We start from the raw sequence: 21,542 nt of genomic DNA, 5'->3' as shown, positions 1-21,542 counted from the left end.
CCTGCCCGTCCCTACGCGTCGCCATGAGCGTGCCAGGATCGGCAACGCGATCCAGATCGACGAGGCAACGGGTAGTACTTTGCGCGACTTCTCGCTGTCGAAGCGCGAACCACGGGTGGCCACTGCGGCGTCATCTAAAGCGTCCGAAACTGTGCAGAATGAGATGAGGAAACTGTCGTCAACTCTCCCTGCTCGACGAACCAATCCCAGTCCATGTTATCGGCAAGTTTCTTCTCGTCGGGTAGCTCGGGAATGTACGCCAGCGCTCCCATTCCATCTTCCCCACCGCCGAGAGGCGATCCAGTGGAGTGAGGAGGTGATAGTCGATACCAGCCCTCTGAAGACGGCGATCGAGCAGGGGTCGTCCCCATCCGTCGGGCAGACTGTCGTCAAACAATCCATGGAGACCGTCAAACGGATCGCGCGGCGCCGTGAGGTGGCCCGGATTGGCTTTCATGTTGAAGGGGACACCAGCAAAGGCGCGGCAAGGAATTCTGCCGAGTATTCGAAATAGGCCGGACGGTCGTCGCTGCTCCACGCGAGGGTTCCTAGATTTCTATGGCTCCCTCGATATCGAGAACGATATTCATTTGTCGGATCGGCGTGAATCTCACTTCTTCCGCACCCTCTCCGCCGCATGTTCAAGGCCATGCCAATTGCCGGCAGTGGTCTCTTGCGCGTCCCGGTAATAAACCTCGCTCACCCGAAACCGTCCATCGATGCGTTTGCACTGGACGATGACGTCGATGGCGATCATCAAAAGCTCACGGATATCATGCCTGTCGAGGTCCCTGCCGCCTTCCGATTCCTTGACCAGCAATGTCAGCTGTTCGAAGGCGAGCTGCGCGGAGTCGGCATGCACTGTCGTGATCGAACCTGGGTGCCCCGAATTGACATTGCGGATGTAATAGAATGCCGTTCCGTCTCGCAGTTCCTGCAGCAGAATTCGGTCCGGCCGCATGCGCAGGCTAGATTCCAGCAGGTCCTTGGCGCCGATCTTCGCCAGGCCCTGACCTCCTTTGGAATAAAAGAGCCGAACGTGGTTCGATTGCGGGATGACCAGCTCGGGCGTGTCCTCGATCGAAATGATCCGCTCGCTTGACGGAATATGACGGATCAGCGCCTTCGACAAGGTCGTTTTGCCGGAGCCCGTTGCGCCGGAAATGATGATGTTCTTTCTCGCCTGGACGGCTTCGCGCAGAAAAGCCTTGTAGGCCCTGGTCCTGTAGAACTCCAAGAGCTTGCGGCCCGACGCGTGGCCGTCTCTTTCGGCTTTGACGCCATCGTCGAACAGGCCGCCGTCATCGAGATCGTCGAGGCTTAGCGAAACGGACGACGGCTTTCGGATCGTAACGCTGACCGTTCCCTTCGTCGTTGCCGGTGGGATCACGATCTGGATTCGCTCAGCGTCTGGCAGGGTCGCGGACAGGATCGGCCGTGTTTCGTCGATCGATTGATTGGAATAGCTTGCGACAGCGCGTGCGAGACGCATCAGTTTGTCGAACGATAGATCCGGCAGATCGTGGGTCTGCCATCCGGCCGTCCCCTCGGTCACCACCTGACCTGGCCAGTTGACGATGATCTCGTAAAGCGACATGTCGCGCAGAAAGGCGGAGATTGGCGCAAGAAGCTCGCGCACGACACCGCAATCTGCTCCTTCCGACATCGGCGTACCTATTTGGTGAGCAGAGTGGAAGCCGGACTGAAATCCCCGAGAACGGCGCGGTCATAGATCCTGTTGCGAGGCTCCGTCACGCGAAGCCGGTAAACGCCAGAGAAATCGAGATCCCTGGCCACGAAGATCAAGACCAGGTCGCCCTGGTGTTTTAGAAGCGTCGGCGAGATATTGATCGACTGTTCCACCGCGATCGCCGCGGCCTGCTGGCCGGCGCTCGTGGTATTCTGCGCCTCGACATTACCTTCGGGCAGCCGGCTGCTCGCGTAGGAGGTCGCATCGCCGACGATCGACAGCAGGATCGCGCTACCGAAGCGCTCCCACCAGTGGGTGTCGACATAGCCGTCCATCCCGGCACGTCCAAGAGTATCGGTCGCAGGTGACGCGAGCGTCATGATCACGCCCTTCGGCGTCTTGGCACGGCTCCACAGAACAAATAGGCGCTTCTGACCGCGGCGAAGACCGCCGCGATATTCGCCAACGATCTGGGTACCCTTCTCCATCAGTACGACGCGGCCATTGTCCGACAGCACATCACGGTTGATGACGCAGCTTGCAAAGCCTGGCTGGTCCGAGGAAAGCGCTGTTTCGAGCACGCAAGGGATGGACGTTCCCATGGCGACGACGAAATCGCGATTTCCAAGCATGCCGGCGCGCGAGCCCTGCAATTGCGTCGGCGTCAGCATCTTGTTGAACCGCTGGTCTTCGTTTTCTGCCTGCGAACCGAGAGTGCCGGGACTGGCGTCGAACGGAAAGTCGTTCGATGGAGCATCCGAACTCTGGTTCTGCCGGTCGGTAGCCGGCGCCTTATCGCCGCCATAAGCGATCACCGGCGCGCGGCGGGCAGCGTCGAGGAGCTTATCCTCCTCGGCCGGCGTCTCCTCGGTCACCACAGGCGTTGGCAGCTGCACCTCCGCCGGCATCACGATTGGCTGAACCGGCTCCCTGGCAGGCTCGAAATCCGACGTCTGGCGGATGACGACGCGCTCGGGGTTGGTTCCTTCTGGCGGTTTGTCCTGATCGCGCATCGACCAGAGCGCAAAAGCAACGAAGGCAATGATCGCAACGGCAACCGCGCCGCGTTTCAGGATCGGGCTGTTGTCGAGCGGGCGCCGCCCGGTCGATGTTTCCGCGCGCTCTCCAGGGATCGGTGTGTTGTCTTCCGCAGCCATGACACTTCCTATTGCGCGATAGCGGGTTGCGTCTTGACGACACGCTCGACGGACGGCGACGTCGTGTTGGTCTCAGGGTTGATGCCGACACGATCATAGGCCTCGTTGAACACGCACAGCACATCCCCTCCCCGGCGCAGAATGAACTTGCGGCTGATGGCATGAACCAGCACAAGATTGCCGTCGACGGATTTTGGAACCAGGCCCTCGGTGCCATCGGAGTTTTCCATGTAGATCGCCGGCATTTCCTGATTGCCGGCAAAGGCGAAAGTGGTGACTTTGCCGTTGTCATAGACGGCCTGCGGTTCGAGTGACACGGAACCTTGCGCCGAATAGCGCCAGTTTCGCGGCCCATAGGCCTCGTGGAGTGCGAGCACCTGGTCCGCCCGACCGGCCTCAGCAGCCTGGGCACGGGCGGCGGCCTCCTGACGGCGGCGGTCCGTCTCATCGGCCGGGTAGCGGAACTTCACGTAAAAATAGGTGTTCTGTCCGGCTTCGACCGTTCCGTCCCGCACCGTCAGTTCCATCTGATAGCTGCGGGTCGATCCGTCGCGCCTGGCCGTCACAACCGAGATATTGGTCACCGGCTGATGTTCCCGCGGCTTCAGGAACAGGATGTTGCCGGCCGGCGCCACCTCCCATGCAACGCTATTGCCAAGCGCGACATGGGCAATCTCCTCGTCGGCGGCAAACTCGATCTGCACCGACGACCGCAACGTCCCGACGATCCGTGTGATGTTGTAAGGCTGATAATCGACGAAGCGGATACGGCTGTCCTTTGATGCGCCACGGGGGATTTCAAGGCCAACCGCCGTCGATGAAAGTCCAAAGCTCAGAACAGAGGCGATCAGTAATATCTGTTTCAATCGACGGCCTCCGGATCGGCGCGATATTCGCTGACGGCAAAGCCCAGGGGATTGACCAGCCGGTCGGTGGAGGACATCGGCGCGTTGACATAGGAAAAGGTGAGCGTTGCGACCCAGTGCGTGGTGCGCACGTCGTCTCCGCGGGTGTTGGTGCGCATGTAGCGTACGGAGGCCACGTTGGCATTGATCAGGGAGATCGAAACAATGCTGATGCGCGCCGTCGCGCTGCGGCCGTAGACATTTTGCGGAGATTGCGGGTTGCTGCCTCGGTAGACAGTCGCAAAACGCGTCTGCTCTGGCTGCGTGGAGAGCAAGGCAACGATGCGGAAATTCTCCTCGGCCTCGCTCCAGACATAGCCTTCTCTCGCGCGCACATACTTGGCGGCGAAGTATTTGGTGACGGCCTCATCATAGCTCCCGGCGGCAGACGTCAATGCGGAGACGACGTCGACGATGCCGGTGGAGTTGTCGACGCGGACCACGAAGGGCTCGACCGTTTTCAATGGCGTGAGCCCGGCAATGGCGAAGACGGAGACAACGGCCACGATGCCGGCACAACCAGCGACGAACCAGGCGATGCGGGCGGAACGCTCCACCTGGATCAGCCGATCCTGATCGAACCGGCGCGCCTTGTCGAAGTAGCTCTTCAGATTATCCGGCGTCACCATGTCACTTGCCCTTGCACGGACGGTAAGAACCTTCGACATCGAAATGCGTAAACGCGGTTGGCGTGGCGTGTTCCTCCGCGTAGGAGGCGGCGTGGCTTGCCGGGGCGGACGAAGGCTGCTTCAGCATGCCGTCGTCCTCCCGTTGCCACATGGCCCGGTTCAGCGGCCGGCGGAAGTAGCCGTCACATCTGGGAAGCGGGTGTGTCATCGAGCTGCAGGCGGGAAGTGCCCCGGCGATGAGAAATAATGAAACGATGCGAAGCATGCGCAAACAACCTGTCCATTTCTTGAGGTGAGTGGCCGTCATGTTTCCCCTCCCGGTCTGAGGCGGCGCGAAACCGGGCGGGCTCCTCGCCCGATAGCTCTTGCCGAATGCGCGGCTGCCCAGGCAATCGTGCCTTCGTGAGCGTCTCGAGCAGCGCCGTAGCCGTAGGTCAAGGATGCCCCGCCGGCGGCGAGAGCCGAGGCAATACCGGGCAGCTGATAGAAAACGTAGAGCGCTGCAAGGCAGATGGCGCAGAGCGCGATCGGGCGCATCAGCACATCGGAATAGCTCTCGATCGCCGTGAATGTCGTGTCGACGCAGGTGATCAACAACGAACCGATCGCAACGACCAGGACCTGGAGGATGACGAAATTGGCAAGCTGCGAAATCCAGGAGTCGGTGAAGCGGCGAGTGGGCTGGAACATTGCAAGCGCAATGAAGATCGGGCCAATCGCAAGCACGATGGCAAGGGCCAGCCGCGCATAGAGGGAAACGACGTAGCCGATCGCCGCGACAATAAAGCTCGCGCCAATGACCATCATCCCGCCGATACCGGTGACGATGTCGACCGGCCAGGACGCACGGGCCCAGATTTCCTGGGCGCCCTTCTGACCCTTGTCGAGCAGGCTGTCGAAGGTAGAGGCGCTGGGCGCGGTGCCCGAGTTGAGCGCCTCAGAAATCTCTTTGGGCAGCGTCTCGAAGAACAGACCGGCGACATAGGTCTGGTACTCGCTGGCATTCCTTACCAGCATGACGATGATGGCAAGCTTCATTGCCCGAAACGCAAACTCAAGGATGGGCTCCTGGACGGAACCGCGCAGCACAAGGTAGCCATAAAGCACGACGTAGAGCGTCAGCGCCGCGGTGAGCGGCCCACTTGCCCAGGCGGCGATGTTTGCGGTGCCCGACGAGATGAACGTCTCCAGGGGCGACTTGAACTGCCCGTCCACGAAACTGAAGACCTGATACATCTCTTAGCCTCCGGGTGACTTGCGAATCCGAAGAAGCTGCGGCCCCGCCGCCTCTGTAGTGTTGGGCGTGTCAGCGTGTTTGACCGGATCGTTGCAGCACCCGGCCATGACGTTGGCGAGCAAGGCCTCATCACCAGCATCCGCCTGAACGGCACAAACCGGCTGGGCGGAGGCGATCACTGCAGGAAGGGCATGTTTCATTTGAGCGCCGCTCCCATTGCGTCCATGCGCTTGCGCCAATCCTCCGCCTTTCGCTGGTCATCGACCTGCACCTGCGCCCGCTGGACCATCTGCAAACCCTGCATGCGCAGCAGATCGGTTTGAAGAAACGCCGTTTCGGCCTGCAGCCGTGCCTGAAGATCGGCGACGTCCTTGGCATCGGCGGCGCTGGAAATCTGCTGGCGCAGCTGATCGATGCCCTCGATGCGCTTGGTAGCTGCATCATAGATCTGTTGGCCAAGGCTCATCTGCCCTGCATTCTGGTTCTGGACGCGCGACAATTCCCGGGCGTAGAAATCATTAGCATCGGTGCGATAAGTCGAGTTGCTCTCAAGGAATTTCGAAGCGGAATTGCCGAAGACGCCAGTACCCGACCCCTTGAACAGGCCCTCGACGGCATTGAAGTCGCGTGGCAGTGCCTTGCGGATCGAAGGGTCGTTCAGCAGGCTTGCGACATCTGCCATGTTGGTGATCTTGTTCAACGACCCATAAAGCTGCTGGGCTTGCTGGAGCTGCTGGTTCAGCGTGTCCAGCTGCGACTTCAGCTGTGTGATGCTCTCGATCTGCTTTACGATCGCCGTCCGGTCGATGACCGGAATGCCCTGTGCGGATGCCATTGCGGCCGACAGCAAGGCTGCTGCCATAAGAGCAAACCCTGCGCTTTTTCTTTGGATCATCCCGCTCTCCTTCTTTGCCAAAATACCGCCAGCCAGTCCTCTCGCCGGTCACCGACGTCTGCCCTGATCGCCTCGGCGAGTTCCACGTTGGCGGTGCGGCCGGACAATATGTCGAGCTCGTCATCGAAGCCTTTGAGGTTCAGTTCTGCGACGACGCTGTTGTGTCCCTGCTTGACGATGAAGCGGCGGCTTTCGGCCGACAGGTCGCGAGCGACAAGCTCGAACTCCCGTTCGGTGAGTTTGAAACCATCGACATAGTCGGCACGATCGCCACGCGGATTGGGAAGGAAGATCTGCGTCGGGCACTGCTCGATGATCGTGTGGGCGATCGGCGAGACAATAGCATCGCGCGGGCTTTGGGTCGCAAACAGCATGAGCCCGTTCTGTTTGCGGATCGTCTTGAGCTTGTTTTCGGCGAGGTCGCGAAAACCTTCGTCCTGCAAGGCCTTCCAGAATTCATCGATCACGATGATGATGCGGCGCCCGTCGATCAGCTGCTCGATGCGGAAGAATAGATAGGCCATCAACGGCGTGCGGATTTCTTCGTTGTCGAGGAAATCTGTCATGTCGAATCCGATGAATTTGGCGCCGATCCCGATCTCGTCGGCCTCGTTGTCGAATACCCAGCCAAGCGGCCCTCCCCTTTCCCACCGCCGTAACCGCGAGGCGATACCCTCCGGGTCGGTGTTGTTGAGGAAAGTGCGCAAGGCGCCGATGGAACGCCGTTCGACCGGAAGGTCCGCCAGGCCGTCGACGGCCAAGGCGATGTCGCGCAGCTCCGTGACCGTCAGTTCACGTTTCGCCGATCCGACGAGCTTGCCAACCCACCGCGTTAAAAACACCTTGTTTTCCGCAGTCAGCTCAAGTGCCTTCAGCGGCGCGCAGCCGGTGGCAACGCCATTCCTCACCGGCAGGTAAGCACCACCCGCCGCCCGAACGAAAAGGTCCGACCCACGATCCTTGTCGAAAAAGACCATATGGGGATCGTGCTTTTCGAGTTGGGAAAGCATGAAGTTCAAAAGGACGGTCTTGCCGGCACCCGACGGGCCGCAGATGAAGGTGTTGCCAAGGTCGCGGTGGTGGAAGTTGAAGTAGAAAGGCGAGCCGGACGCGGTCTTCAGCAGGGCAACGGCTGGTCCCCATTCATTTCCGTCCTTCTGCCCGGTTGGATAGGAATGGAAAGGCGAAAGTGCTGCAAAATTCCGGGATGTGATGGCGCCAGACCGCGCGCGGTAGCGAAAGTTGCCGGGCAGTTGTGCCCACCAGGCCGCTTCAAGCCCGAGATCCTCGCGCGCGACGACCGCGCCGCCATTGGTCAGGTGCGAGCGGGCCTCCGCCAGATCGTCAGTGAGCGCTTTGACCGAGGAAGCGAAGACTGAAAGAGTGAGGTGATGCTCGCCGAGTACGAAGCGGTTGGATTCGAGATCGTCCATCGCAGCGTCGAGTTCTTCGACCTGGGACGACGCCTTGTCGCCGGCACTCACCATCTGGTTCTGCTTGCGCCCCATGATGATGCGCGCATCCGCTTTCGAGGTGAAGGCGAAGGATTGTGCGAGGATGAGCTCGAACGGGGCCGTCAGGATGCCGTCGAGCATGCCGCTGCGCGTCGTTGCCGGATATTCCTTGAACCCGAACATCCCGGCATAGCGGCTTTCGGCCTCGTGACGGATCTCGATGGTCTCGCGGCCGAATATCACCCGATCCGAATAGATCGCCGATGAAATCCTTCCTTCAGTCAACGGAATTGGCTCGCGCCGGCCACCCACGATTTGGTGGAGGACTTCGCTGGGCTCGGAAAACAGGATGCCGTCCTGCTCGTAAAGGGACAGCACCCGAGGCTCGAAGCGTTTCAGGCCTGCGGTGATGTCGGATAGCTTGCTGCGCAGATGCTTTAGCGCAGTTTCGTCGAGCTCAACATCGCTCTTGCGTGCCCTGCGCAGGCGCGAAAGAAGGTTCACGGCCCTTTCGGCGGGATCGCGTGCGGGATGCCAGACGAGTGAAAGATAGAGATCGTTGCGAAACAGATCCTCATCGATCATGCGCGCGCGGTATCTTGAATTCAGTGCATCGGAGAAAGGATTGGCAAATTGTCCTTCCGGATAGCCGTTGTCGCGACGGCGAATGACATGTGTCCAAAGTGCGAGGCGCTCATCGGCGATATTCCGGTAGAGCGTGTTGAGGTTGCGGTACAGGCTGTTGAGGTCGACGACGTCCGCTGTTTCAAAGGAGACGCCTTCGAGCACGATCATCACCATCAGCGCTCTGGTACCGAACGCGATCGTCGTCTCGTCGATATGGCGCACATAAGGAATAAAGGTCTCCGGCCCGAGTTCGCGGGATCGAAGCGTTGCGTTCCTAGGCAAGGCTTAGGTCCCTTTCGTCATGGTATCTGGTGAGCTTGAGCGGCGAGAGCGTGGCCCCGCCCCAATAGGAGGTGTTGCGCGATCGACCGCGGGTCTCGATCCAGGAAACCAGGATCCGGAACATGTTATGGTCGTGCCTGACGAGCGTTCGGAACAAGAAATGGAAGACGACGCCGACAAGCGCATAGGCAATCGATCCCGCCATGATGTAGAGGATCGTCGTCAGCATGATGTTCAAGCCCATCGCCTCCATGGTCACACCGGCAATCATCGCCGGCCGGGTACAGGCAAGAAACAGGGTGTCTTCTTCGATGTCGGGAGCTGTCGCCATGTCGCTCAGCTCCCGACGATGGTGTTCACCAGTTCGGTGGCGCCGAAGATCCCCCCGATGCCGATGATCCAGTAGCCGGCACGGCGCAGATCCATGTAGCCGAACATCCAGGCGATGCAGATGATGATCACGGCGATGACCGCAAGCAGGCGGGCGATGTTGCCGGTCAGCATATCGACGATGTTCTGCAGGACGGTTTCGATGCCTGCGGCCTGGGCGAAGGCCGGTTCGACCATGCAGGCAACGATAGTTGCGGCCATCAAGGCAGAGGCAGCGACAGGGCGAAGGCTGGATTTTGAAGTCATTCACTTTGCTCCGATCGATCATTCTGAAACACGAGAACCGAAGACCGCCGCCAGGAATTGAAGACGTCCCATGAGGCGGTCTCATCAGCTTGGGGAAGGCGTTTTGCGACCGCTGACACGTCCTGAATGTCTGCGGGCTTCTCGAAGCGCGCTTCCATGCGCGGCTCGGCAATGGAAAGCGACGCCACTTTGGGGGACAGCCGGACCATTTCCTCGCGGACCTGCTCGTCATATCGCACCAGTTTGCCCAACGACGGATCGTCTCGGCCGTAGTGAGACTGAAGCATGATGTTTTCCGCTTGTGCCGCATCGGCGCCTACGCGCAAGGCAAGGCGATAGTACCCATGGAGAAGAGTGGCGGTGGCCTTGAGGTTAAGGCAGGGATCGAACGCATCCGATATGGAAAGCTTCAGCTTGTGCAGTTCCTCCAAGCCGAGACCGCCAAGACCGATCTGGATGTCCTGGTGAGCCGCAACGAGCGAAGTGGCGAGCTCAATTGCCTCCGCCTTCGATGCCGGTTGATCCGAAAGCGGCGGGCCACTGTTGATGCGGATGGCATAGGGATGAAAACTGCTCTCCAGGCTAACAACTGCAGCGATCGTCTCGATCGCAATGTTGGGAGCGCATGCCTGCGCAAGATCTACGAAGGCGACTGGCATTGCTTAGTACCACACCCTTTGGTTGCCGATCCCGTCAATGGTGACGTCGACGTAGTGCGGCCTCGCGCGCATATGCGGCTGCATTGTCACGTAGCGCCGGCACTGTCGCTGCCCGTCGTTCCAGTGCCAGGCGGATGAATGAACTCCTCGATCGCTGTCTGAGTAACATTCATTGTTTGAGACAGTCTGCGGTGTGGTCGAGATGCAGCTTACCTGCCGTCCGCGATCACTATATCGCGTCGTTAAGCGGTAGCCTTTGTCGCAATAGTAAGGGGCGTAACCGGGCGCAGATGCCGTAAAACCAAGGCCGTTACAGCTCGGGAATGCGTGCCCCTTTGCAAGTTCTCGCCATAGTTTCTCAATCGGCGGGCGGCATTCGGTAAATTGCGTTGCGCCGCCGGGATTGGAAAGGCATAGGATAACCTCGCATCCCCAATCATCTGCCCGCGCATGACTCCCTGAAATGAGATATGATGGCGAGGCATTGAGAAGAGCCACGAACGTCCTGATCAGAAGGTTTTTCATGAGCCGTCCCTCCAAAATCAACACGCCAACGATGCCCGCCGGCGTCTGTGTCGTCTGGAAACTTATACAGCCTTATATTATGCAGTTAAACAGATGACAAGAGCCCTCAACGTTCAATGGCACAACCTTGCCTTTTCAGCCTTCATCTTCCACGAGATTTTTGACAATCCGCTGGAGGATGAAACGCCTCAGTCGCGGTTGAAGCAGATCGGCATGATGAGTGTCCTCTACATCATGCACCAGGGGCATCAGCCGCTAACGCTTTCAAATATCGTCGAAACTACGGGTTTGACGCGCACCGGCGTAACCGAAACGGTAGACCCGTTGGTCGGGCGCGGTCTCCTGACGGAGAGCTTCGTGAAGAACTCGATGGGGCGCGGCAAGGCGCGACGGTTTGAGATCGCCCCAGAGATCCTGGAGAAAATTCGCAGCTTCCAGGGGAGTTAGGATCCTGGCCAAGGTGACATCGCTGGCGACTTATAGCGCCTTAATTAAGAGCAACTGATTCGCCTTTGTCGCCTGAGCCAAATAGTCGGCGCGGGCATTGTCGGGCTTCTCGCTGGCGTGACGTCGTAAGGCTTCGTTGCCTACCTCTATGCTGCGCTGCGCTCACCGATCCTGCGCTTTGCCATCGCCGTGATCTTCGCGGTTCCCGCCGCTATCGCAGGCTATCCCCCGGCCAGCCGATTTTTCCGCCCGGTAATGCAGTTCTGCGAGCGTGATGCTCGATATCAAAGCTGTTCGGCCAGCGTGTTGGATTTTTGCCGAAGCGCCAGCGGGTGGTTTTTCATCACCTAGATGTAGAGATTGGTGTCGAGCATGTAGTGTAGGTGAGCATCAGAAAGGCTCACGTTCTTCCGCTGCCGGTTGCTTACGTTCGCTCAGGAAATCCTCGCTGACGCGCGGCCCCGCTCAGAAACAGATCGTCCCACCGCTTGCCTTGCGGCACGATTACCCGGCTGCGGCCGATCTTGAAAATATCGACCTGATGCACGTTTTCGGGAAAGGCGACGGCTTTGGGAAGCCGGACCGGCTGGCTGCGATTACTGATGAAAACCGTGGAGCTGGTCAGGGTGCATCTCCTGCATATCCAATTGGGAAATACATAACTTTGCAACCCCCGAATTAAAAGGCAGCTTTGCGGATAGGCCTGTTAGGCGCGTGTTCTTCCTCGGCATCAGTTCGCCTGGGCTGTGTGAACCTAGTCGACCCGGCTGCCGCCCGTTGGGCGCGCGCCGTCGGAAGGGCCGAAGGTGATGGCGACTTCCTCAACGCCAATATCGTCGGGCAGGCATTCATCGGACCGACGCTCCAAATGGACCTTGCCGTATGTCCAGATTTGGGCTATGTCTAGTTCAAGACTGGAGGCTATAATGCCGCACGCACGACGCACCGAGCGACAGGACAGGCATCAGCCGGAGCGCCTGGAAACCGACCGGTTTGCTCCGGCAACCCGCAAAAGGTTGAGTGCCCCGGCTCTGCGAACCTTTCTGGCGATCGCCGATCTGTGGGGCCTGAGCGAAGAGCAGCGCTTGCTTGTGCTAGGTTACCCGTCCCGGTCCACTTATCACAACTGGGCCAAGCAAGCGCGCGAACATGGTGCCTTCACGCTTGACGTCGACACCCTCATTCGGATCTCGGCCGTGCTCGGGATTCATCAGGCGCTCGGGATCCTGTTTCCCGATGAACGCCTCGGCGTCGCGTGGCTGCGGAGGCCGCATGAAGCGCTTGTTTTCGGCGGCCAGCCCCCGCTCGACGTCCTGACGAGCGGAACGCAGGACGGCCTGATGACGATTCGACGATTTCTCGATGCGGCAAGGGGTGGCATCTACATGCATCCGAACATCCTGGACGAAACGTTCACACCTTACGAAGACGGGGACGTCGTCTTCCGGTGACTGATCGTTTTGCTCAGGCGCCGCATCCTTCGTACCGGCTGATCCCATCACGATTTCCGCCAATCGGGCTGTTTGATACCGTTGCGACGGCGGCCGATCTCGAAGCCGTGATGGAGCTTGCCGGCTGGACCAATGACCGTCTTGTTGCCGACCGCATCCAACGACTCCCCCAGGGGGAATGGGTCTACGGCACTCCCAATTCCAGTATTGTGATGGCGGCATTTCTCCATGTTGCGCCGGGAGGAATGCGGTTTAACGGCCCCGATCTCGGCGCATGGTATGCCGCCGACGATCTCCGCACAGCCGCAGCCGAGGTTGGCCATCATCTTCGGCGCGAAGCTGTTGCGCGGAGTGTGGCAACGATGACGCGCACCTATCGAAGCTACACGGCCATCCTGCTTGGAGATTACCTCGACATTCGTGGAGAGCAGATGCTGCGGCCCGAGATCTATGACGGCACCTGCTACGCCGCGTCGCAAGCGCTTGGTGAGCACGTGCGTTCGAACGGCGCGGCCGGCATCCTTTATGACAGCCTGCGGCGCAGAGCCGGCGTGAACATTGTCGCACACCGGCCGCGGAACATTCGCAACGTTGTGCAGGCCGACCACTTCGAGATCACCGTTTCCGCCGACGATCGACGCATTGATGTCCAAAGGCTCGCCGCCTAACGACAGAAACATCTGTGCGGCTTGTTGCAATGCACAAGGTCGTCAGTTTGCAGAAGAACGCCCTGAATGAAGTCGCGGAGAAGGGCAGATTCCAAGGCGGCCTTAAACGCATGAGACGAAACAATCAGTCAGCGAATGCGTTGGTGACTTCATCCCGTAGGTGAAGTTCAGGCTGGCATTGGCGTCAGTCAACTCTTTCACCGCCGATATGCGCACCCTCGGGGATGTCAGAGGAGGACATCATGACCAATGTCTTGAATGCGGAGAAGCCGCTGCGAAAGGTTATGCGCGGCCGTCCGTACAGTGTGAACGAATTTGCCAGGAAATACCGGCTCGATGAGCAAGAGGCAAAGCGCCTCTATGAGAAGTTCGGACCATCCTCCACCGACCTTGACCTATTGATGTCCGCAAAGTGTGGCGCGTCTCGCAAAATACCGACGTGCGATCTTTGAAACGCAGGACCAAAATCCGCATTAGCTCTCCCTCGTTCTGGGAAAACAATTGGAGGCTGCTGGTGTCCCGGCGACGATCAGTCGGCAGTGGTTTCATTTGTACGAAAATCCTGCCTCGCTCGGGATGACCAACAGGCATAAGTCGCGTTCTCTGGTCCTCGACCGAGATCACATTCTGTGCCGCTGGTCGCGCGTTCAGGAAGCCCGAAGAAAAAGTGGCGTCCTTCATTGAAATCAAAGCATGATTGAACGTGACTTATACTTCTGGCTGATTTCTGGCCGCGAAGCACCATTGTTGCGCATCATCGAAGTTTTTGGAGCAGCTTTTGCAATCCGGGCCGGCTGCGATAGCGATCGATCCTGTAGCATCGTCGTCCTTCGATGGGCGCATGCTCGTCAAGCGGACGGCACCCTGGTGAACGGGTCAACTCGAATCCAGCCTCGGCAAGATCGATCTTTTCCACTACAATGACATGCTCACATCTCGCCCTCATGATACCGTGACACGGCTGAACTATCTGCTGGCTTCGAACGAACCTTGGAGATCATCCTTGGCTGCCGAAATCGAATTGAAACTCGAGCTGTCACCTGAAGCAGTCAAAGAGCTGCTCGCTTCCGATTTTCTCGGAGAGCCCGAAGACGTCCTCAGCCAGCACTCGACATACTTCGACACGCCCGATCATCAACTCTTCAAGGCAGGCTTCACCCTGCGTATCCGCCGCACCGGCGAGGCCTTGATGCAGACGGTAAAGGCGACAGGATCAAGCGCCTCGCTCTTCGCACGGTCGGAGTGGGAGACTCCTTTGACCGCGAACACGCCCCAGTTAGATCATTCCAGTCCGCTGCAGACCGAGTTCGGACCTGACCTTGACGTCGCTCCCCAGTTCGCTGTCCAGGTTGACAGACGGGTCTGGAACCCAATCGAGAACGGATCACAGATCGAGGTGGTCGTGGACCAGGGAACCGTGATTTCGGGAGAGCGAAGAACACCAATCTGCGAGGTCGAGCTTGAGCTGAAGGACGGTGACAGCCAAAATCTGTTCGTTCTCGCAAGACGGATCGAAGCCGTTGCGCCCGTTCGTTTCGGCGTTCAGTCCAAGGCGGGCCGTGGTTATCAGCTCATCGGGCCGCAGCAGTTCATGTTCAAGGCGGAACCCGTCGATCTGGACCGGAACATGAACGCGGTCAGATCCTTTCAAGCCATCGCTCAATCCTGCTTCCGGCAATTCAGGCTGAATGAGGATGTCCTCCTTTGCCGAAGGTATGCGGAGGCTCTCCATCAGTCACGCGTGGCGCTCAGACGCCTCCGCTCTGCCTTTTCACTCTACAAGCCGCTGCTTGCTGATGCAGAAGCAGAGCGCCTGAAGGATGAGCTCCGATGGCTGGCGGGAACACTAGGCGACGCCCGAAACCTGGACGTTCTCCTCGTCAAGGCCAAGGATGCCGACATGCATGACCGGCTGAAGAGTGCACGCAACGCCGCCTATGACAACGTCATCGACGCCCTTCAGTCCTCGCGCGCCCGTTCCCTGATGCTCGACTTCAACGAATGGCTTCACTGCGGTGAGTACCTCGACCGGCCGGAGACCGTCGATGATCCCAATGGGACGGCCGTCGATTTCGCCTGTCAGGCGCTCGACCGGATGCGCAAGAAGCTCAAGAAGCATGGCCGTGCCCTTGCAAAGGTTGACGACGAACAACGTCACGAGGCTCGTAAGGATGCTAAGAAACTGAGGTATGCAGCCGAGTTCTTCGGCTCGCTCTTTCCCGACAAACGCGGCGTGCGCCGCCACAAGCGGTTCATTTCGGCGATGGGCGACCTGCAGGATCACCTTGGCGCTCTGAACGACCTCGCAACAGGGCCAAGCGTCTTGAAGAAGCATGGTCTGGAAGATCATCCGGCTGCGAGCTCGGTCATCTCGCATGCCGACAAGCAAGACTTGATCGATGAAGCACAGACCGCGCTCGACGACGTCGTGGATGCAAAACGGTTCTGGCGTTGAATGGTGAAAAAAGCCCGCCGACGGCGGGCAAGAGAGCGGTCTGGTCAAGGGGGAAAAACGCCCAACCAGATGTAAGCACTGTATTCGGTTACCGTGACAGTTCCGGGTCGCTTCCCGAAATGAAACAGTGATTGTTGCTTATAGCTTGAAATTGGCGAGGAGAATGATCAGTCCTCCCGAATATAGCAGCTATTGGTGAATACCTTGTTCTTGGTGCTGGACGATCAAGGTGCCAAGTTCAATTCGGAGTTGCTTCACGAGGCGCCGAAGCGGAGGGGGCCTTCTTCTTCAGCTTGCGCAGAACCGGGCTCTTTTCCGCAGGATCTTCCTCATCATCGGGATCACTCGCCGACCCGACCTCATCCATTCGGTGCGCTATCGCAAGCGCGTAAATGGTATGCAGAACATTCCTATCCCTCACGTGAGGATCCGAAAGAGCAAGAAGCGAGGCACGCACAATCTTCTTGCTGGTGGCTTTAGGACAGCGGCGCAGCACGAAATCGTAGAGCGCCTTGCTGGAAAGACCTTCTGTGGCGCCATCCAAAAGCGCTTCGTAAACTCGTTTCCGTTTTTCGCTCACGTTCCCTCTTCCCTCCAAGGATCATCGCGACAGTTTCTGTCGCAAAACCGTCATACACAAAAATCACCGCGCGCAATAGAAGTACAATTCGCGCCCACGACAGGGCGTCGCGCGACAAGCCTCACTCCGTCCCAATGACGGCATGGAGTTGTAGGTGCCTTGAGCAGCTGTAAATTATTCTGGGTTGCAGCCGATCGGAGATCGGATATGAAGAAGATACGAGAGTCAGCGTTGCGTTCGGTTTGCGTTTGCGTCCAAGATCATGGGCCCGTCGTCGCGCATCCCGTCTGAAAGAGCGCCAGCCGATAGATTTCTTTGTTCCCTCGGTCCGGCCAGGCCAGCCCAGGAGACGGCAGGTCCAATCCGAAGAGCGACCATCTCCCGTGCCATCACAATATGCAGAGGTATAGCGGGTGGCGGCCTCAGTGCGCTCCGGCGCCGCCGCCACTCGTACGCTTAGTAAGCAGAAGCGCGACCGCTGCGATCGCCAGGACGACGCCGATGACCGCGAACGTGTCGCTGAAGCCCATGATGAGGGCCTGGCGCTTGACGATCCTGCCCAAAGTGACCACCGCCTGGCCCGTAGCCTTGGCGTGGTCCGAGACACCGTGGGCCTGGAAGTAGCCCGTAAGCTGGTCGAGGCGCTGCCTGACCTCGTCTCGGCTGGCCGTGATGGACTGGCCAATGATGTTCGAATGGAACTGTTCGCGTTTTGTGAGGACGGTTCCCAGAGTGGCCGTGCCGACGGCGCCGCCGAGGTTTCTCAGCATGTTCGTCAGACCTGAAGCCGCAGCAGCGTCCGCCTGGGCGATGCTGCCCGTCGTGATCGCGGTGATCGGCGTCAGCACGAGTGCCTGGCCGATGGCTCGCACGATGTTCGGGATCCAGAACTGATCGCCCCCATTGTCCGGCGAAAGCATGACGTTCATGAAGCAGCTAATCGCAAAGATGCTGATGCCAAGGAAGCCGATATAGCGGGCGTCGAAACGCTTCATCATGATCGGAACCAGCGGAATAAGCAGCAGTTGCGGCAGGCCTGTCCATGCCAGGACGTTGCCGATTTCCTGCGCGTTGTAGCGCTGCACCTGCCCAAGATATTGGGGAAGGATGTAGACTGTGCCGAATAGAGCGACGCCGACGAGCACGTTGACTGCAACGCCGATACCGAAGTTCCGCTGCTTGAGCAGCCGCAGCTTCACGAGTGGCTTTTCGACAGTCAGTTCGATCCAGATGAACGCTGCGAGGAATACGAACGCCACGACGCTGAGCTTCAGAATGAACGGCGACGAGAACCAGTCGTCCTTGTTGCCCTCCTCGAGTACCGTCTGCAGTGCGGCCAGACCGATTGCCATGGTGAAGATGCCCGCCCAGTCGCCTTCGCGTAGAAGGTCGAGACGCATGGGCTGCTTGTCGAGGGTCGCGGCGAGCGCGACCGCCATAATCGCGCTGGGGATCGTGTTGATGAAGAAGATCGTCTGCCACCCGTAGTTCTCGGTCAGGTAGCCACCGATCGTCGGGCCGATCGCAGGTGCAAAGGTGACCGACAGTGCGAAGATCGCAAGGCCGATCGGCTGCTGCGGCTTCGGCAGTTTCGTCAGGACCATGGTGAATGCCATGGGAATGAGGATGCCACCGGCGAATCCTTGGAGGCCACGCATCGCGATCATGGAATTAAGGTCGTGGGTGAAGGCGCACGCCATCGAGAAAAGCGGGAACAGGATCGTGTTCACCAGAATGTATCTGCGGAATGAGAACACGCTGCTGAAGTATGCCGTCAGTGGAATGACGATAATCTCGCCGATCAGATACGAGGTCGAGATCCAAGCTCCGTTGTCGACTCCCGTCCCGATACCGCCTTCGATGTCGAGAAGCGAGGCGTTTGTGATCTGGATGTTGAGAATTGCCATGAAGGCACCGATCATTCCTGCGAGAACGGCGATCCATTCCTTGGCGCCGGCCTTCTGCGAGCCGGCCGATACCGGTATTGCGGCTGATGTCGGCAACGCTGTGACGTTAGTCATGACTTGATCCTCCTGGATCCTTGTCGGTTCCCCGGGCGGCTATTCGTTGCCGGTCTTGGTATCGATGGTTGGGGTGACGGACATGCCGGGGCGGAGATCGCCCGAGGCTGCACTTTCCACGTCGAGCACGATGCGCACCGGAATGCGCTGCACGACCTTTGTGAAGTTGCCCGTCGCGTTGTCCGGAGGAAGGAGAGCGAATTCCTGCCCACTGGCAGGGGCCAGGCTTTCGACGCGACCGTGATAGATATGACCGGGGAACATGTCGACGTCGATGTCGACCGGCTGTCCGGGGTGCACGTCCGTCAACTGCGTTTCCTTGTAGTTCGCGATGACATACGCGGCCTTTGTCGGGACAACCGTCATGAGCTGCGTGCCTGCCTGGACGTACTGGCCGACGCGAAGAGTGCGGTTGCCGACGACGCCATCGATCGGAGCAACGACATTCGAGTATGAAAGATTGAGTTCGGCCTGATGCTGGATCGCCTGATCGCGTGCCAGCGCAGCGGCCGCCTGGGCCAGTTCGGCCTTGAGGATGTCAACCTGCTTCATCGCTCCTTCGAGCGCCGCAACGTCGCGAGCCGTGGTGGCTCGGTTGGCAGCGATCTGGGCCGACGCCTGCTGCGCCGTCTGGACCGGAGCATAGCCGTTGGTGGCAAGCCGCGAATAGCGCTTGTCGTTCTGCTCGGCGAAGGTCTCGTTGGCGCGGTCGACTTCGACGGACGCCTGTGCAGCCGCAATCACGGACTGCTGTGTTTCGAGCGCAGCCTTCTTGGCGTCGACCGTGGCGCGCGCCGCATCGACGTCCGCCCTCGCCTGCTCGAGCGCCGTCGCGTAGTCGCGATCGTCGATCGTCGCAAGGACCTGCCCGGCTTCGACGGTCTGGTTGTCGCCGACGAGAACCTTGGCAAGGTAACCCGAAATCTTGGGCGCGATCGCGCTGTTGTCGGCCTTGATATAAGCGTCGTCGGTCGCGACTTCGAAGCGTCCGACCGTCCAGTAGTTGTGGCCGTAGTAGGCAGCGCCTGCGATGACTGCGAAGAGCGAGACGCTCATTGCGAGCTTCTTGATGCCGCCGCCCTTTTTCTTGGCGTCGATCAAAGCAGTCGGCGCGGCAACCGGTGTCGCGATAGCCGGCTGCGCGGCTTCCGCAGTTGCAGGCTGTGCCGGTATTTCGGATACGGTAGCCTTGCGGTCGGGCTTGCCAGTCAGTGCGATAACGTTCTCGTCCATTGAGATCACTCCTGATTTTCGGTTGCCGTCGCTTGGGCCGCAGCCGCTTGGTCCCATTAAGGAAAATTTCTATTTTCCAAAATATGCGCTATCTTTGCGATGTCAAGAAGAATTTGGAAAATTATCATGTTCCAAAATAAAAGTGACCGTCCGCAGTCCCGGATGGCCGGACAGGAAATGGGTGCGATCGCGAGCACGGCTCAGGCATAGCCTTCGGCTCGAAAGCGCTGGTGGGCCTTCGCTTGGTCGCTCGCACGGCCCGAAACTGTGGCTCCGGCGCCGGGTTTTAGCATCGGCATTCCGATCGGGACTTCCGATCAGGAGACCCAAGGATCCGATCCAATCTGGAGGAAGGAACGAGGCCTGGATCTCCTTATGGCATTCGCGCTCACGCGAAAAATCCGGAAACGCCGTCCCACAGCAATTTCACCGCCGTTAAAGTTAACAATCCGTAGCAAGCGCGATAGATCTGACTCTTGTCCAACATGCCGTGAAGCCGCCAGCCCAGGGTAACGCCACTAGGGATAGCAAACAGGCAAATCATCATCAGTATCCAGACATCGGCGGTCGGCTTCACTAGCAGCAGCCATGGCAGCGCCTTGGGTTCCGGCCGGCCGTCGTTTTACGATCCCGCTCGGTGCTGACGGCTTTCCAGCCGCCTGGAAACGATACCGACATGGATTGCCCTCGCATCGAACATTCGACAATTTAGGAAACTTGATATTTTCCTAAATTATGACTATGGTGTGCCAACGGCAACATTGGAATTGAAGATGCAGCAAAATGCCCAGGTAGAGAAACGTTCGCGCGGCAGACCGCAGGTCCGGTCCGACGAGGAGACGAGACGCGTCATCATCGACGCGGCGAACGACCAGTTCAAGAAAGCTGGATATGCGTCCGCCAGCATTAGCACGATCGCTCAGACCGCGGGCGTCTCGACCAAGACGCTCTATAGGCTGTTCCCCGCCAAGGCGGACCTGTTCTCCGACGTCATCTCGACGAAGATCAGCAGGTATTTTCTCGGACTCGACTCCCAGAGCCTGTCTGGACTATCTCTTCAGGAAGGATTGGAACGTCTTCTGGCCGCCTACGGACGGCTCACCCTGTCGTCCGAAACGATCATCATCACGAGGCTTGTCCTCAGTGAGTCCGATCGCTTTCCGGAGATCGCGTCCGTGTTCTACGAACAAGCGATCAAGCGCACCAGCAAGGCGATGGAAGACTGGCTGACAAGACAGGTGGAGCTGAAGGCTGTCCGTCTCGACGACGTCCCGCTGGCGACCGGTATGCTGCGGGGAATGATGGCCATGGAACCCCAGCGCGCTGTCATGCTGGGACAGGTCTCCGACATCTCCGACGACGAGATTATAGCCAGAGCCCGCGCATGCGCCCATCTCTTCGTCGACGGCTGCATCCGAATGAATGAAGGTTCATGACACTGGCTGTCTTGGCGCGGTCGTCCCAAACAGCAACGCGGGTAGCCAGGGCCTCGAAAAGGCGTCCCGCTTAACGCAATCGCGGGACACCATGAGCAGAGCGGTCACCAAGTCAATGGTGTGCTCGATCTGGCCCTTTCTTTAGAGTGCGTTACGGCGGTAGCGGTTCCGCTCCTGTTCGATCTGCTCGGGGCTATAGGGATCGAGACTGTCGTCGAACCGTGTCCAGCCCTCCTCCATATAGGCACGGCGGCGTTCGCTCGGATCCACCCAGTTGGAGCGCTGGAGGATGGCTTCGGCTTCAGCGACCCGACCCTCTTCCACCCTTGCAGTCACGAGCGTCCCGCCCCGACGCACGCCCTCCGCATAGAGGTGAGCATCCTCTTCCGAGACTCCCGAACTGGTGAGCGCTCCAATCAGGCCGCCTGTAACTCCGCCAGCAACTGCGCCAGCGGCGGCGCCAGCCGCGGTCGCGGCGAGCCAACCGGCTGCGACGACAGGCCCGACGCCTGGAATGGCCAAAAGGCCCAGCCCGGCAAGTAGTCCCCCGGCGCC

General features: G+C 59.2%; 23 protein-coding genes and 2 pseudogenes. 7 read left to right on the top strand and 18 right to left on the bottom strand.

Translation table 11 applies throughout. From position 1 onward, the window contains the following. Position 1 precedes the first annotated feature (1 nt). Positions 2 to 514, top strand: coding sequence for a DUF1173 family protein (locus tag A3C3_RS48695; protein WP_411741259.1), 513 nt, complete (start codon positions 2 to 4; stop codon positions 512 to 514). A gap of 96 nt (positions 515 to 610) precedes the next feature. Here A3C3_RS48695 and virB11 read toward each other — a convergent pair whose 3' ends face one another. The 12 genes from virB11 to A3C3_RS47420 all read right to left on the bottom strand — a co-directional run bounded on the left by virB11 (position 611) and on the right by A3C3_RS47420 (position 10,696). After that, positions 611 to 1,666, bottom strand: a complete 1,056-nt coding sequence (virB11, locus tag A3C3_RS39725) for a P-type DNA transfer ATPase VirB11 (RefSeq protein ID WP_022718542.1) — start codon at positions 1,664 to 1,666, stop codon at positions 611 to 613. Positions 1,667 to 1,674: 8 nt separating this feature from the next. Next, positions 1,675 to 2,847 carry a type IV secretion system protein VirB10 gene (virB10, locus tag A3C3_RS0131500; protein WP_022718541.1) on the bottom strand — a complete coding sequence of 391 codons (1,173 nt, stop codon included), beginning with the start codon at positions 2,845 to 2,847 and terminating at the stop codon, positions 1,675 to 1,677. Positions 2,848 to 2,855: 8 nt separating this feature from the next. Further along, positions 2,856 to 3,713 carry a P-type conjugative transfer protein VirB9 gene (gene virB9, locus A3C3_RS0131495; protein ID WP_022718540.1) on the bottom strand — a complete coding sequence of 286 codons (858 nt, stop codon included), beginning with the start codon at positions 3,711 to 3,713 and terminating at the stop codon, positions 2,856 to 2,858. Further along, positions 3,710 to 4,381: a VirB8 family type IV secretion system protein gene (locus A3C3_RS0131490; RefSeq protein WP_022718539.1), complete on the bottom strand. Its 672-nt coding sequence runs from the start codon at positions 4,379 to 4,381 to the stop codon at positions 3,710 to 3,712. Before A3C3_RS0131490 ends, virB9 begins: the two co-directional genes overlap by 4 nt. Position 4,382: 1 nt before the next feature. Next, on the bottom strand, positions 4,383 to 4,646 hold the full coding sequence (locus A3C3_RS0131485; protein ID WP_028740165.1) for a hypothetical protein: 264 nt from the start codon (positions 4,644 to 4,646) through the stop codon (positions 4,383 to 4,385). Positions 4,647 to 4,684: 38 nt separating this feature from the next. Continuing rightward, complete coding sequence (locus tag A3C3_RS0131480) at positions 4,685 to 5,617, bottom strand: TrbL/VirB6 family protein (protein ID WP_022718537.1); 933 nt, start codon at positions 5,615 to 5,617, stop codon at positions 4,685 to 4,687. A 197-nt stretch (positions 5,618 to 5,814) separates the two neighbouring features. Continuing rightward, positions 5,815 to 6,513 carry a P-type DNA transfer protein VirB5 gene (gene virB5 / locus A3C3_RS0131470; RefSeq protein WP_022718535.1) on the bottom strand — a complete coding sequence of 233 codons (699 nt, stop codon included), beginning with the start codon at positions 6,511 to 6,513 and terminating at the stop codon, positions 5,815 to 5,817. Next, positions 6,510 to 8,876, bottom strand: a complete 2,367-nt coding sequence (locus A3C3_RS0131465) for a VirB4 family type IV secretion/conjugal transfer ATPase (RefSeq protein WP_022718534.1) — start codon at positions 8,874 to 8,876, stop codon at positions 6,510 to 6,512. Before A3C3_RS0131465 ends, virB5 begins: the two co-directional genes overlap by 4 nt. Then, positions 8,869 to 9,207 carry a VirB3 family type IV secretion system protein gene (locus tag A3C3_RS0131460; RefSeq protein ID WP_022718533.1) on the bottom strand — a complete coding sequence of 113 codons (339 nt, stop codon included), beginning with the start codon at positions 9,205 to 9,207 and terminating at the stop codon, positions 8,869 to 8,871. Before A3C3_RS0131460 ends, A3C3_RS0131465 begins: the two co-directional genes overlap by 8 nt. A 5-nt stretch (positions 9,208 to 9,212) precedes the next feature. Then, positions 9,213 to 9,512 carry a TrbC/VirB2 family protein gene (locus A3C3_RS0131455; RefSeq protein ID WP_022718532.1) on the bottom strand — a complete coding sequence of 100 codons (300 nt, stop codon included), beginning with the start codon at positions 9,510 to 9,512 and terminating at the stop codon, positions 9,213 to 9,215. After that, positions 9,509 to 10,171: a lysozyme family protein gene (locus tag A3C3_RS0131450; RefSeq protein WP_022718531.1), complete on the bottom strand. Its 663-nt coding sequence runs from the start codon at positions 10,169 to 10,171 to the stop codon at positions 9,509 to 9,511. Before A3C3_RS0131450 ends, A3C3_RS0131455 begins: the two co-directional genes overlap by 4 nt. 3 nt (positions 10,172 to 10,174) lie before the next feature. Continuing rightward, on the bottom strand, positions 10,175 to 10,696 hold the full coding sequence (locus A3C3_RS47420) for a hypothetical protein (RefSeq protein WP_084797079.1): 522 nt from the start codon (positions 10,694 to 10,696) through the stop codon (positions 10,175 to 10,177). 93 nt (positions 10,697 to 10,789) lie between these two features. Here A3C3_RS47420 and A3C3_RS0131445 point away from each other — a divergent pair, with 93 nt between their 5' ends. Beyond that, positions 10,790 to 11,143, top strand: a complete 354-nt coding sequence (locus tag A3C3_RS0131445; RefSeq protein WP_022718530.1) for a MarR family transcriptional regulator — start codon at positions 10,790 to 10,792, stop codon at positions 11,141 to 11,143. Between the two features lie 390 nt (positions 11,144 to 11,533). Here A3C3_RS0131445 and vapB read toward each other — a convergent pair. Then, positions 11,534 to 11,768, bottom strand: a pseudogene (vapB, locus tag A3C3_RS44160) (type II toxin-antitoxin system VapB family antitoxin). 301 nt (positions 11,769 to 12,069) lie between these two features. On the opposite strand from vapB, the gene A3C3_RS0131435 reads away from it, so the two are divergent. The 4 genes from A3C3_RS0131435 to A3C3_RS0131420 all read left to right on the top strand — a co-directional run bounded on the left by A3C3_RS0131435 (position 12,070) and on the right by A3C3_RS0131420 (position 15,717). Further along, entirely contained in the window at positions 12,070 to 12,594 is a 525-nt protein-coding gene (locus A3C3_RS0131435; protein WP_022718528.1) for an MbcA/ParS/Xre antitoxin family protein, read from the top strand. Next, a complete protein-coding gene (locus A3C3_RS0131430) occupies positions 12,591 to 13,262 on the top strand; it encodes an RES family NAD+ phosphorylase (protein ID WP_022718527.1) in 672 nt (223 codons plus the stop codon). Before A3C3_RS0131435 ends, A3C3_RS0131430 begins: the two co-directional genes overlap by 4 nt. 242 nt (positions 13,263 to 13,504) lie before the next feature. Further along, the gene (locus A3C3_RS0131425; protein ID WP_022718526.1) at positions 13,505 to 13,714 is read left to right on the top strand and encodes a hypothetical protein; all 210 of its coding nucleotides are present in this window, start codon (positions 13,505 to 13,507) and stop codon (positions 13,712 to 13,714) included. Between the two features lie 551 nt (positions 13,715 to 14,265). Then, on the top strand, positions 14,266 to 15,717 hold the full coding sequence (locus A3C3_RS0131420; RefSeq protein WP_022718525.1) for a CYTH and CHAD domain-containing protein: 1,452 nt from the start codon (positions 14,266 to 14,268) through the stop codon (positions 15,715 to 15,717). Positions 15,718 to 15,955: 238 nt separating this feature from the next. Here A3C3_RS0131420 and A3C3_RS39720 read toward each other — a convergent pair whose 3' ends face one another. The 4 genes and pseudogenes from A3C3_RS39720 to A3C3_RS0131395 all read right to left on the bottom strand — a co-directional run. Next, positions 15,956 to 16,297, bottom strand: a complete 342-nt coding sequence (locus A3C3_RS39720) for a hypothetical protein (RefSeq protein WP_022718524.1) — start codon at positions 16,295 to 16,297, stop codon at positions 15,956 to 15,958. Between the two features lie 422 nt (positions 16,298 to 16,719). Beyond that, positions 16,720 to 18,318 (bottom strand): DHA2 family efflux MFS transporter permease subunit, encoded by a 1,599-nt coding sequence (locus tag A3C3_RS0131410; protein ID WP_022718523.1) that lies wholly within the window; start codon positions 18,316 to 18,318, stop codon positions 16,720 to 16,722. Between the two features lie 39 nt (positions 18,319 to 18,357). Further along, positions 18,358 to 19,551 (bottom strand): HlyD family secretion protein, encoded by a 1,194-nt coding sequence (locus A3C3_RS0131405; RefSeq protein WP_051154540.1) that lies wholly within the window; start codon positions 19,549 to 19,551, stop codon positions 18,358 to 18,360. A gap of 388 nt (positions 19,552 to 19,939) precedes the next feature. Next, positions 19,940 to 20,152: pseudogene (locus tag A3C3_RS0131395) on the bottom strand (sulfite exporter TauE/SafE family protein); the annotation flags it as partial. Positions 20,153 to 20,324: 172 nt separating this feature from the next. On the opposite strand from A3C3_RS0131395, the gene A3C3_RS0131390 reads away from it, so the two are divergent. Then, the gene (locus A3C3_RS0131390) at positions 20,325 to 20,987 is read left to right on the top strand and encodes a TetR/AcrR family transcriptional regulator (protein WP_022718520.1); all 663 of its coding nucleotides are present in this window, start codon (positions 20,325 to 20,327) and stop codon (positions 20,985 to 20,987) included. A 141-nt stretch (positions 20,988 to 21,128) separates the two neighbouring features. On the opposite strand, the gene A3C3_RS0131385 is transcribed toward A3C3_RS0131390, so the two are convergent. After that, a partial coding sequence (locus A3C3_RS0131385; RefSeq protein WP_022718519.1) for a hypothetical protein occupies positions 21,129 to 21,542 on the bottom strand: 414 nt, incomplete at its 5' end.

It is taken from the genome of Rhizobium mongolense USDA 1844, assembly GCF_000419765.1.
GTDB lineage: Bacteria > Pseudomonadota > Alphaproteobacteria > Rhizobiales > Rhizobiaceae > Rhizobium > Rhizobium mongolense.
The sequence above is the reverse complement of the archived record's forward strand: the minus strand, read 5'-3'. Positions and strand labels throughout refer to the sequence as shown.